This is a genomic window from Polynucleobacter sp., assembly GCF_018500155.2.
Classification (GTDB): domain Bacteria; phylum Pseudomonadota; class Gammaproteobacteria; order Burkholderiales; family Burkholderiaceae; genus Polynucleobacter.
This window is the reverse complement of the sequence record NZ_JAHBAK020000034.1, coordinates 1-10,775: the sequence shown is the minus strand read 5'-3', so window position 1 is coordinate 10,775 and position 10,775 is coordinate 1. Positions and strand designations below refer to the sequence as shown.

Genomic DNA, 10,775 nt, shown 5'->3' with positions numbered 1-10,775 from the left:
TTTTTGGGATAATTCCCGAGCAGATTGCTGGGTCTTATGGTAAAGTTGAGTGGAATGGTCGGGTATTACCCGCCCGCCCATGAGCTGTCCATAACAATCCATTACCAAGGTGACATATGAGACTTACAACTAAAGGCCGTTTTGCAGTAACCGCAATGATTGATCTAGCCCTGCGTGAATCGCATGGACCTGTGACTTTGGCTGGCATCAGTCAAAGACAAAAGATCTCCCTTTCTTATCTTGAGCAGTTGTTCGGCAAGTTGCGCCGCTTCAACATTGTTGAGAGTACCCGCGGCCCTGGTGGCGGATACACGCTTGCTCGGCCATCTAATGAAGTCAGTGTGGCTGACATTATTGTGGCAGTGGATGAGCCGCTTGACGCTACTCAGTGTGGCGGTAAAGGCAATTGTCATTCTGAGGAGGAAGGGCATGGTCGCTGTATGACTCATGATCTTTGGAGCAATCTGAATCTCAAAATGGTTGAGTACCTTAGCTCAGTCACTCTAAAAGATTTGGTGCAACAGCAAGAAGGACGTGGAATGGTGATTCAGGACATGCGCCAAAAGAAAATCAAGGTGGATAGTCCGAAAGTTGAAAAATCTGCTCCCGCTTTAGTTGCGAAGAAGGAAGTTGCACCTAAGGCACCTTTAATTAATTCAGTATTTAATTTGGCTCGGCAAAGTTAAATCACTTTCCTACATAAATAAAACACATCATGAACGCACCACAAGATTTGCCTCAACAACCGGTTCCGATGTTTAGTCCCAAACACTTTCCGGTGTATATGGACTATTCGGCCACGACACCGATTGATCCTCGTGTGGTTGATAAGATGCTGCCTTACTTGCGTGAGCAATTTGGTAACGCCGCTTCTCGTAGTCATGCGTATGGTTGGGCTGCAGAAGAGGCGGTTGAGTGGGCGCGTTCTGAAGTGGCGCAATTGGTACACGCTGATCCCAGAGAGATCATTTTTACTAGTGGCGCAACAGAGAGTATTAATTTGGCGCTCAAGGGTGCTGCGCATTTTTATAAAGATCGCGGTAACCACATCATTACTGTGAAGACAGAGCACAAGGCAACACTAGACACTTGCCGTGAATTGGAGCGAGAAGGATTTGAAGTCACTTACTTAGATGTGCTGCCTAATGGATTGATCGATTTTGCACAACTTGAATCAGCCATGAAGCCAGGAACGATTTTGGCTTCTGTCATGTATGTGAATAACGAGATTGGTGTAGTGCAGGATATTCCTCGCATTGGCGATCTCTGCCGTTCACGCGGCGTCATCTTTCATGTTGATGCAGCTCAGGCTACCGGTAAGGTTGAAATTGATTTAGAAAAAATCAAAGTGGACTTGATGAGTTTTTCAGCACACAAGACCTATGGCCCAAAGGGCATCGGCGCTTTGTTTGTACGTCGCAAGCCTCGCATTCGTATTGAAGCTCAAATCCATGGCGGTGGCCATGAGCGTGGAATGCGTTCAGGAACCCTGGCGGTTCACCAAATTGTTGGTATGGGCGAAGCATTTCGTATTGCCCGCATTGAGATGGCTGAAGAAAGTAAGCGCATTCGTACCCTGCGTGATCGTTTGCTTAATGGCCTAAAAGATATCGAAGAGGTTTATGTGAATGGGGATATGGAGAGCCGTGTGCCTCATAACCTCAATATCAGTTTCAATTACGTTGAAGGTGAATCCATGATGATGGCGCTCAAGGATTTGGCGATCTCATCTGGCTCTGCCTGCACATCTGCTTCTTTGGAGCCTTCTTATGTATTGCGTGCGCTTGGCCGCAATGATGAGTTGGCACATAGCTCCATTCGTTTTACCTTGGGTCGTTTTACTACTCAAGAGGAAGTGGACTTCACAATCCAGTTGGTTAAAGACAAGATTGCGAAGTTGCGCGAACTTTCTCCATTGTGGGAAATGTATAAAGATGGAATCGACCTAAGCACGATTCAATGGGCTGCACACTAAAGACATTTAAGAGGAAATATCATGGCATACAGCGAAAAAGTCATTGACCATTATGAAAATCCCCGCAACGTTGGCTCTTTTGAGAAGGGCGATAACAGCGTTGGTACTGGTATGGTTGGCGCGCCAGCATGCGGCGACGTGATGAAGTTGCAGATTCGCGTAAATGATCAGGGGATCATTGAGGATGCCAAATTCAAAACGTATGGCTGCGGCTCTGCAATTGCCTCTTCCTCATTGGTAACTGAATGGGTAAAAGGTAAGACCTTGGATCAAGCGCTGGAGATTAAAAATTCCTTAATTGCCGAGGAATTGGCATTACCGCCCGTGAAAATCCACTGCTCCATTCTGGCCGAAGACGCAATTAAAGCGGCAGTTGCAGATTACAAAGAAAAACATCCAAGTAAATAAGTAACATCATGGCAATTACCTTAACTGAAAAAGCAGCAAAGCACGTTAACCGCAATCTTGAAAAGCGCGGCAAAGGTTGTGGCTTGCGTTTAGGCGTTCGCACAACCGGTTGTTCTGGTTTGGCTTATCAGTTGGAGTATGTTGATGAGCCTGCCGCCGAAGACCAAGTCTTTGAATCGAATGGCGTTAAAGTTTTTGTGGATCCAAAAAGCTTGGCCTATCTTGATGGAACAGAATTAGATTTTGTGCGTGAGGGTTTGAACGAAGGATTTAAATTTCAAAATCCCAACGTAAAAGATGAGTGTGGTTGTGGCGAATCCTTCCGCGTCTGACGATTACTTTCGCTTCTTTGGCATTCATCAGCAATTCAATATCGATTTGCCTGCGCTTGATCAGGCGTATTTAGCAATTCAAAAGGAAGTTCACCCAGACCGTCATGCCCGTGGCAGTGAAGCAGAGCAGCGGGTAGCTATGCAGATGGCAACTTTCGCCAACACTGCTTATCAAACCCTTAAAAACCCTATCCAACGTGGCTTATACCTATGCCAGTTGCATGGTGTAGATGCCAAGTTAGAAACCAATACTTCAATGCCGGCGGCTTTTCTAATGAAACAAATGGAATGGCGAGAAAGTCTTGATGAACAAGCCGAAGATTTGCCAGCATTAGAAGAATTGATGTCAGAAGTGGAGCAATCCAAAGAGAATGTTCTTCAAGAAATTGCACAAGCAATTGATGTTGCTAAAAACTATACGCATGCTGCAGAACTTTTACGTGGCTTATTATTTATTGATAAGTTTGCTGTTGAGTTGGACGACACCATTGCGGCTTTAATTTGAAGCGCTATTTACAATAGAAGAATCATCATGGCGCTCTTACAAATTTCTGAACCAGGCAAATCACTTGCACCGCATCAGCGCCGCATAGCAGTGGGCATTGATTTGGGCACTACCAATTCATTAGTGGCCATTATTCAAGATGCTTTACCCAAAGTTCTTGCAGACGAGCAAGGGCGTGAACTATTGCCATCGGTAGTGCGTTACTTGCCTAATGGGCGAACAGAGGCTGGCTTTGAGGCGCTAGATAGTGTCGTGGTGGATCCGAAAAACACCATTGTTTCCGTGAAGCGCTTTATGGGCAGGGGTTTAACAGATGTAGAGCACATCGAGAGCACTCCCTATGATTTTGTAGATCAGCCTGGAATGTTAAAACTGAGAACCGTTGCTGGCGACAAGAGTCCTATAGAGGTATCTGCAGAAATTTTGGCTCGCTTGCGCCAACTTGCTGAAGATTCAGTCAATGATGACATTGTGGGTGCGGTGATCACAGTACCTGCATATTTTGATGATGCGCAACGTCAGGCAACCAAAGATGCAGCTAAGTTAGCGGGTATTGAAGTATTACGTTTACTCAATGAGCCAACTGCTGCAGCAATTGCTTATGGTTTAGACAATGCTTCTGAAGGTATCTACGCTGTTTATGACTTGGGTGGCGGCACATTTGATATCTCCATATTGCGCATGAGTAAGGGTGTATTTGAGGTGCTATCTACTGGCGGAGATTCTGCGCTAGGCGGTGATGATTTTGATCATCGTCTTTACTGTTGGGTCATTGAGCAAGCAAAGTTGCCACCTCTATCAGTGCATGACCACAGAACTTTGTTACAAGCCTGCAAGCAGGCAAAAGAATCCTTAAGTCATAACCCCTTGGCACGTGTGCATGAGACGCTTTCCGATGGAACGGTGGTCAATGTTGGTGTTAGCCAGGCCCAATTTTTTGAGATAACTCAAAATCTCGTGAATAAAACTTTGATGTCTTGTAAAAAGGCGCTACGAGATGCAGGCTTAAAAGCAGAAGACGTTAAAGGTGTTGTCATGGTTGGCGGATCTACGCGCATGCCTAATGTGCAACGGGCTGTAGGTGAATTATTTGGCACGCAACCATTAAATAATTTAAATCCTGATCAAGTCGTTGCATTAGGCGCTGCAATGCAAGCAGATTTATTAGCGGGTAATCAAAGCAAAGATGATGAGTGGCTATTGCTTGACGTCATTCCGCTATCGCTCGGTATCGAAACGATGGGTGGACTGGTAGAAAAAATTATTCCTCGCAATACGCCTATTCCTGTGGCAAGAGCCCAAGATTTCACGACCTTTAAGGATGGTCAAACCGCATTAGCAATTCAGGTGGTGCAAGGCGAGCGTGAACTAGCACAAGACTGTCGTTCATTAGGTCGTTTTGAGTTGCGTGGTATCCCGCCAATGGCGGCTGGAGCAGCCCGTATTCGAGTCACTTTTCAAGTAGATGCGGATGGTCTTTTATCAGTCAGCGCAACCGAACAAGGCTCTGGAGTGCAGGCATCTATTGATATCAAACCCTCATATGGTTTAACCGATGCCGAGATTACTCGCATGCTTCAAGATGGTTTTGCATCCGCAAAAGAAGATTTGTTGGCAAGATCATTGCGAGAAGAGCAAGTGAGTGCTCAGCGTTTATTAGATGCTGTCAAAACAGCACTTGAGAGTGATCGTCATCTGTTAAACGAAGATGAACAGCTTGCAATTGATCAAGAAATGACAAAACTACAAAAGATTTTGCTGGAGGAGACAGATAGTGCGGTGGTAAGAAAAGCAGTCGATCATGCTGCAAAAGCCACTGATGCATTTGCACAAAAAAGAATGAACGCTAGTATTCAAAAGGCGTTATCCGGTAAGAATGTTGCAGAAATTTAAATTAAAAAATAGAAAATTCCATGACTCAGATTGTTGTTCTTCCGCATAGCGAATATTGTCCAGAAGGTGCAGTAGTAGAGGCTACGCCTGGCACCTCTATATGTGAGGCGTTATTAGAAAATGACATTCCGATTGAGCATGCATGTGATATGGTCTGCGCCTGCACCACTTGTCATGTGATTGTGAAAGAGGGGTACCAAAGCCTGAATCCCCCCGATGAAAACGAGGAGGATATGCTCGATCGTGCCTGGGGCCTGAATCCGCAATCTCGTTTATCTTGCCAAGCTATTGTGGCCAAAGAAGATCTCGTGATCGAAATTCCTAAATACTCGATCAATCACGCTAAAGAGAATCACTAAAAAAGATCAGTAGTGGCACTAATTTAGTGCATTAAGCCCAAATGAATGCAATGCTTGCCAATGTCGAGAAATAAAGGCACTAACATGGAATTGTTCATTCTGTAGTTGTTTTAGTAGCACCTCCATAAATCTCTTTAAGCCATCCCTTGGGATGGCTTTTCTTTTGAGAAAAACGGGTTGAAGGTGTTACTGGGGGGGCTGCCTCGCGAATCATCCCAGCTGCAACGGTATGGTTGGTTGCTTCATCAATCAAAATGAAAGCGCCAGTGCGTTGAGATTGATCAAATAAATCTGCAACAATCGGCTTTTGCAAAATGAAATCTACTCTACCAATTTCATTGGTAGACAGAGCATGAACATCGCTGGCATGCGAAAGCGTTTTCACATCTAAGACCTGTTGAATATTCTTCACCTTTGCGCCAACTGTATTGGTGGTGTGACGCAGGGCATATTTCCGGCTTAATGACAGTGGTTCACTATCGAGCCAGCATAAGTCAGCGGAGAGCTGCTTGCTTAATACGGGCGGCTTGCTATCTTCTGAGTTAATAAACAAAGATCCACGGGAGATATCAATATCTTCAGCTAGCTTAATAGCAACGGCATCGCCAGTTTCTGCGGAATCAACGGCATTGCTACCATTTTTTTGTAAGCGATTTGAGTGATTTCCTAAATAAATCTCTGCAATAGTAGCCTCTGATCCGCCAGGCAACACCTTAATCTTCTGTCCTTTACGAATGCTGCCAGATTCAATTTCCCCAAGGTAGCCACGGAAATCATCTGAGGCGCTACCATCCTGGCGTGCGACATATTGCACAGGAAATCGAAGGGCTAACTTTTCAGATTCAGGGCTAGCATCTAGCCCCTCTAGTAATTCAAGCAGGGTAGGGCCGTTATACCAAGGGGTATGCTGGCTTCTTGTAACGACATTAGCGCCCAGTAATGCAGAAATCGGAATTAATGTCGGTGTCGGTAGGCCGATCCTCTTGGCAAGATCTTCAATAGCGGACCTAATCGTGTTGTAGACCTTTTCATCAAATTCAAATAAGTCCATCTTGTTGATCGCAAATACGACGTGACGCAAACCAAGTAAATGCACAATTGCTGCATGGCGCTTAGTTTGATCTAATAACGTGGCTGGACTGGTAGTTAGGTCAACGCGAGTAGCATCGACTAAGATCACGGCAACATCAGATTGCGAGGCTCCGGTCACCAAATTACGGGTATATTGTTCATGTCCTGGGGCGTCTGCCACGATGAACTTACGTTTTGGTGTCGAAAAATAGCGATACGCGACATCAATGGTGATGCCTTGCTCACGTTCTGCTTCAAGACCATCTGTGAGAAGGGCTAAGTCAACGCCAGCATCTGAAGAAGTAACGCGAGCATGTTTGGTTTTGGAAAGAGACTCAAGCTGATCGACCAAAATGGATTTAGTGTCATATAGCAAGCGACCAATTAAAGTGCTCTTGCCATCGTCAACGCTTCCGGCAGTAATAAAGCGTACTACGTTTTGATGTTGATTAGTCGTCATTAGAAGTAACCTTCTTTCTTGCGGCGCTCCATTGAGGCCTCATTTGTTTGATCATCCATACGGGTTGCACCACGTTCAGTGATTTCAGTAATTGCCGTCTCGGCAATGATGTCTAGGGGATTGGCGGCAGTGCTTAGTACTGGGCAGGTGCAGCTTATGTCGCCCACAGTGCGAAAACGGACACTCAAAATTTCACTGATATCACCAGGTGCTTTTGGTGTGACATCGGTTACTGGCACAAGGAGATTATTTTTCTTCACTACTTCACGTTGATGTGTGTAATAGATGCTTGGTAGCGCCAAATTCTCGCGTGCAATGTATTGCCAGACGTCAAGTTCAGTCCAGTTGGAGATTGGGAAAACACGCATATTCTCGCCTTTAGCGATACGCGCGTTATAGAGATTCCACAGCTCTGGACGTTGCGCTTTAGGATCCCATTGGCCAAATTCATCACGGAACGAGAAAATGCGTTCTTTGGCGCGAGCTTTTTCTTCATCGCGGCGGGCACCACCCATTAAGGCATCAAATTCATGTTCGGCAATGGTTTCTAGCAAAGTTACTGCTTGTGCGGCATTGCGTGAGTCAGTTTCCTTACGTAGACGTACAGTCCCTTTTTTGATGGAGTCTTCTACGTGACCCACAATTAACTTCACACCAGTATTTTTTACTACATCATCACGATACTGAATGACTTCAGGATAGTTATGACCAGTATCAATATGCAGGATGGGAAAGGGTAGTTTTACAGGACGATCGCCAAACTGAAACGCTTTTCGAGCGAGGTGAAACATCACAATGGAATCTTTGCCACCAGAAAATAACATGGCTGGATTGGCGCACTGCGCTACTACTTCTCTAATGATGTAGATTGATTCGGCTTCAAGCCAATCTAGATGATCATCAAGCAATTTTTGTTCTGACATTCTGTAATTCGTTTCTGCTAAGTTTTTAATAATTGGATTATTTGTTTTCGTGTAAGCCGCACTCTTTGCTATCGCTCTGAAGCCACCACCAGCGACCTGCACGGATATCCTCGCCCTTTTTTACTTGGCGCGTGCAGGGCTCGCAGCCAATGCTGGGGTAGCCTTTAAGGTGTAGCGGATGAATCGGTACATTTTCTTGTTTGATATAAGCCCAGATATCGGCTTCACTCCAATCAAATAAGGGGTTAAATTTAGCAATCCCCCTTGCATCATCGAGCTCTTCTAAATTGAGTTCTGTGCGGGTTGTAGATTGTTCGCGACGTTGGCCAGTGATCCAAGCATCTGCACCAATGAGTGCCGCATTGAGCGGTTTGATCTTTCGTGCACCACAACATGCTTTCTTTGGCTCCTCACCATCATAAAAACCATTCATGCCGTATTGATCAATAAAAGCTTGCACATCACTTTCTTTTGGGTAAACCTTTTCAATTTTGACGCCATAACGATCTTCGGTAATCTTGACCATATCGATGGTTTCTTGATGCAAGCGACCTGTCGCTAAAGTAAACAGCTTGATCTTGGCATTGGCTTTAGTAATCGCATCAGTAACCACCATATCTTCGGCTGCCAAGCTAGTGGCAAAACGCACATCAGCAAAGCGTTGAGAAATATCCGATAGGCGCTGCTTTAAAACAGCCGTTTTTTCAGCAAACTCAGTAGGCGTGATGGCGCTTAATGGAATAAACCAAAACTCTGGGTAAATCATGAGGTGACTAGCTTTATGCCAACGAGAAATAAGGTTGCTGCGAGGGTAGTTCTAGTAGCACGCTCTGAAAGTGTGCTGGAAAGTTTGGCCCCTAGCCAAATAGCAGGTACTGATCCAAGTAGCAGTCCAAATAGCAAAGCAAAATGAACATTTCCTAGCCACCAATGGCCTGCGCCTGCAAGCGCAGTTAATGGGACTGCGTAAGCAATATCCGTTCCTGCAACTTGCGCTGGCTTGAGATGAGGGTAAAGCACCAAGATTAATGTTGCACCAATTGCGCCCGCTCCAATTGAGGAAACAGTCACCAAGACGCCAATGACCGCTCCAACAATGATGGTTGCAGTCTTAAGATTAGTACCGCTAGGTAATAATTTTGGATTTTCTTGAACCCATTTCAAAATTTTTGCTCTAAACAATAGGGAAACCGCTGTTAATAAAACGGAGATACCAATTGAGAAGCTGATGAAGTGATTAAAGTTTTTTGAAACAGGCCCTATGTATTTGAGGGCTAGTATTGAAATAATTGCAGTGGTCAGGCTACCAATGCATAACAGTTTGACAACGTCCCAACGAACATTGCCATGCAGTCTGTGTGCAGCAGTTCCAAACCCTTTGGTGATTGCGGCAAATGCTAGATCAGTACCAACTGCAGTTGTTGGAGCTACGCCAAAGATAATCGTGAGCAATGGTGTCATTAATGAACCGCCGCCAACACCGGTCATCCCTACCAATAATCCAACTAAAGCGCCAGAAACAATGAAGTGAGAGGAGTCTAAAAAAAACTGCAGCATGTATCCGCCTGAAATTACGCGAAGGACTGCTCAAACTCTTCGAGCTTGATGGCATTCATTAGGAATAGAATTTTTCGCTGAAAGCTTTTGCGTTCCTCGATGTTTTCATGAGGAAGGCGGTCATGTTCACGAAGTAACTGGGTGATGACGGGGTTGTAGTGTTCTCTAACAGGGGACATCAGTATTCCTTGGTAAATTCTATTTAGAAGGAATTTACCAAGGGGTCTATATATCTACAAGAAATATATAGCGATATCTAAATTACTTTTAGATATATATAATTGGCAGATTATTTCTCTACGAAAGCCCGTTCGAAGACATAGTCGCCCATTTGGCCAAGGCTTGGAGAAACTTTAAAACCTTTAGCATCGAGCATTTCAGAAGTTTCTTTTAGCATGGATGGACTGCCGCAAATCATGGCGCGATCGACGGCGGGATCTAACGGTGGCAAGCCAATATCTTTAAAAAGTTGGCCTGATTCAATGGCGGTGGTTAAGCGACCAGTATGTTTGAATGCTTCGCGAGTTACGGTAGGGTAGTAGATCAGTTTTTCACGAATCAGCTCACCAAGATATTCATCTTTGGGCAATTCATTTTTAATGTACTCACCATATGCAAGTTCGCTCACTAGGCGCACACCGTGAATCAGCACAACTTTCTCAAATTTCTCATAAGTTTCTGGGTCGCGAATGATACTCATGAATGGAGCTAAACCAGTGCCAGTGCTAAATAGGTAGAGATGTTTGCCTGGATTTAAATCATCTAAAACTAAAGTGCCAACAGACTTTTCGCTCACTAAGATGGGGTCTCCCACCTGAATCTTTTGCAAACGTGAAGTTAGGGGGCCATCCTGTACCTTGATGCTTAAGAACTCTAAGTGCTCTTCATAATTTGGGCTGGCAACGCTATAGGCGCGAACCAATGGTTTGCCGTCTACTTCGAGACCAATCATCAAAAAATGACCGCTACGGAAGCGCAATCCTTTATTGCGGGTGGTGGTGAAGCTAAAAAGAGTGTCGTTCCAATGATGAACGGTAAGAACAGTTTCTGTATTGTAGGCAGCCATAAGAGCGAAAATTGTGATAACTAAGCTTCTATTATCCTCAATTTAGATCAATCTTTATTGATTTATATCGCTTCTCGAATGATCTTTGGTATTTTCAAAGGCTCACGCAGGCACTGAATTTCTTTTGGGCATGAGGGGGTGCTTTCCACATGCTGTTATACAAAAGGTGCAGCACTTGATTTCCAGTGTTTATTAATATACTATTAAATATAATATTAATTAATAT

General features: G+C 44.6%; 13 protein-coding genes. 7 read left to right on the top strand and 6 right to left on the bottom strand.

The annotated features are described in order from the left end of the window. The first annotated feature begins 116 nt into the window (after window positions 1-116). The 7 genes from KIH43_RS04670 (at window position 117) to fdx (ending at window position 5,472) form a co-directional block, all read left to right on the top strand. On the top strand, window positions 117-686 hold the full coding sequence (locus KIH43_RS04670) for a Fe-S cluster assembly transcription factor (RefSeq protein WP_296969527.1): 570 nt from the start codon (window positions 117-119) through the stop codon (window positions 684-686). 68 nt (window positions 687-754) lie between these two features. After that, window positions 755-1,975, top strand: coding sequence for an IscS subfamily cysteine desulfurase (locus KIH43_RS04665; protein ID WP_297718248.1), 1,221 nt, complete (start codon window positions 755-757; stop codon window positions 1,973-1,975). Window positions 1,976-1,996: 21 nt separating this feature from the next. Continuing rightward, window positions 1,997-2,383, top strand: a complete 387-nt coding sequence (gene iscU / locus KIH43_RS04660) for a Fe-S cluster assembly scaffold IscU (RefSeq protein WP_296969524.1) — start codon at window positions 1,997-1,999, stop codon at window positions 2,381-2,383. A gap of 8 nt (window positions 2,384-2,391) precedes the next feature. Continuing rightward, complete coding sequence (gene iscA / locus KIH43_RS04655; protein WP_068948041.1) at window positions 2,392-2,715, top strand: iron-sulfur cluster assembly protein IscA; 324 nt, start codon at window positions 2,392-2,394, stop codon at window positions 2,713-2,715. Next, entirely contained in the window at window positions 2,693-3,220 is a 528-nt protein-coding gene (gene hscB, locus KIH43_RS04650; protein ID WP_296969518.1) for a Fe-S protein assembly co-chaperone HscB, read from the top strand. Before iscA ends, hscB begins: the two co-directional genes overlap by 23 nt. A gap of 27 nt (window positions 3,221-3,247) precedes the next feature. Further along, window positions 3,248-5,113, top strand: coding sequence for a Fe-S protein assembly chaperone HscA (hscA, locus tag KIH43_RS04645; protein ID WP_297718243.1), 1,866 nt, complete (start codon window positions 3,248-3,250; stop codon window positions 5,111-5,113). A 20-nt stretch (window positions 5,114-5,133) separates the two neighbouring features. Beyond that, window positions 5,134-5,472 carry an ISC system 2Fe-2S type ferredoxin gene (fdx, locus tag KIH43_RS04640; RefSeq protein WP_297718240.1) on the top strand — a complete coding sequence of 113 codons (339 nt, stop codon included), beginning with the start codon at window positions 5,134-5,136 and terminating at the stop codon, window positions 5,470-5,472. Between the two features lie 94 nt (window positions 5,473-5,566). Here fdx and KIH43_RS04635 read toward each other — a convergent pair whose 3' ends face one another. The 6 genes from KIH43_RS04635 to KIH43_RS04610 all read right to left on the bottom strand — a co-directional run bounded on the left by KIH43_RS04635 (window position 5,567) and on the right by KIH43_RS04610 (window position 10,549). Then, a complete protein-coding gene (locus tag KIH43_RS04635) occupies window positions 5,567-7,003 on the bottom strand; it encodes a GTP-binding protein (protein WP_297718237.1) in 1,437 nt (478 codons plus the stop codon). Further along, a complete protein-coding gene (gene cysD / locus KIH43_RS04630; RefSeq protein WP_297718235.1) occupies window positions 7,003-7,926 on the bottom strand; it encodes a sulfate adenylyltransferase subunit CysD in 924 nt (307 codons plus the stop codon). The genes KIH43_RS04635 and cysD overlap by 1 nt, the downstream gene beginning before the upstream one ends. 37 nt (window positions 7,927-7,963) lie before the next feature. Beyond that, window positions 7,964-8,692: a phosphoadenylyl-sulfate reductase gene (locus KIH43_RS04625; protein WP_297718233.1), complete on the bottom strand. Its 729-nt coding sequence runs from the start codon at window positions 8,690-8,692 to the stop codon at window positions 7,964-7,966. Continuing rightward, window positions 8,689-9,483: a sulfite exporter TauE/SafE family protein gene (locus KIH43_RS04620; protein ID WP_297718230.1), complete on the bottom strand. Its 795-nt coding sequence runs from the start codon at window positions 9,481-9,483 to the stop codon at window positions 8,689-8,691. Before KIH43_RS04620 ends, KIH43_RS04625 begins: the two co-directional genes overlap by 4 nt. Before the next feature lie 14 nt (window positions 9,484-9,497). After that, window positions 9,498-9,662, bottom strand: coding sequence for a hypothetical protein (locus KIH43_RS04615; RefSeq protein WP_297718227.1), 165 nt, complete (start codon window positions 9,660-9,662; stop codon window positions 9,498-9,500). A 110-nt stretch (window positions 9,663-9,772) separates the two neighbouring features. After that, on the bottom strand, window positions 9,773-10,549 hold the full coding sequence (locus KIH43_RS04610; RefSeq protein WP_297718224.1) for a ferredoxin--NADP reductase: 777 nt from the start codon (window positions 10,547-10,549) through the stop codon (window positions 9,773-9,775). Window positions 10,550-10,775 lie beyond the last annotated feature (226 nt).

Excerpts from the sequence above, each read along its gene's own strand:
- KIH43_RS04670 (WP_296969527.1), top strand. The coding sequence starts at position 117 with ATGAGACTTACAACTAAAGGCCGTTTTGCAGTAACCGCAATGATTGAT.
- KIH43_RS04665 (WP_297718248.1), top strand. The coding sequence starts at position 755 with ATGTTTAGTCCCAAACACTTTCCGGTGTATATGGACTATTCGGCCACG.
- iscU (WP_296969524.1), top strand. The coding sequence starts at position 1,997 with ATGGCATACAGCGAAAAAGTCATTGACCATTATGAAAATCCCCGCAAC.
- iscA (WP_068948041.1), top strand. The coding sequence starts at position 2,392 with ATGGCAATTACCTTAACTGAAAAAGCAGCAAAGCACGTTAACCGCAAT.
- hscA (WP_297718243.1), top strand. The coding sequence starts at position 3,248 with ATGGCGCTCTTACAAATTTCTGAACCAGGCAAATCACTTGCACCGCAT.
- fdx (WP_297718240.1), top strand. The coding sequence starts at position 5,134 with ATGACTCAGATTGTTGTTCTTCCGCATAGCGAATATTGTCCAGAAGGT.
- KIH43_RS04635 (WP_297718237.1), bottom strand. The coding sequence starts at position 7,003 with ATGACGACTAATCAACATCAAAACGTAGTACGCTTTATTACTGCCGGA.
- cysD (WP_297718235.1), bottom strand. The coding sequence starts at position 7,926 with ATGTCAGAACAAAAATTGCTTGATGATCATCTAGATTGGCTTGAAGCC.
- KIH43_RS04625 (WP_297718233.1), bottom strand. The coding sequence starts at position 8,692 with ATGATTTACCCAGAGTTTTGGTTTATTCCATTAAGCGCCATCACGCCT.
- KIH43_RS04620 (WP_297718230.1), bottom strand. The coding sequence starts at position 9,483 with ATGCTGCAGTTTTTTTTAGACTCCTCTCACTTCATTGTTTCTGGCGCT.
- KIH43_RS04615 (WP_297718227.1), bottom strand. The coding sequence starts at position 9,662 with ATGTCCCCTGTTAGAGAACACTACAACCCCGTCATCACCCAGTTACTT.
- KIH43_RS04610 (WP_297718224.1), bottom strand. The coding sequence starts at position 10,549 with ATGGCTGCCTACAATACAGAAACTGTTCTTACCGTTCATCATTGGAAC.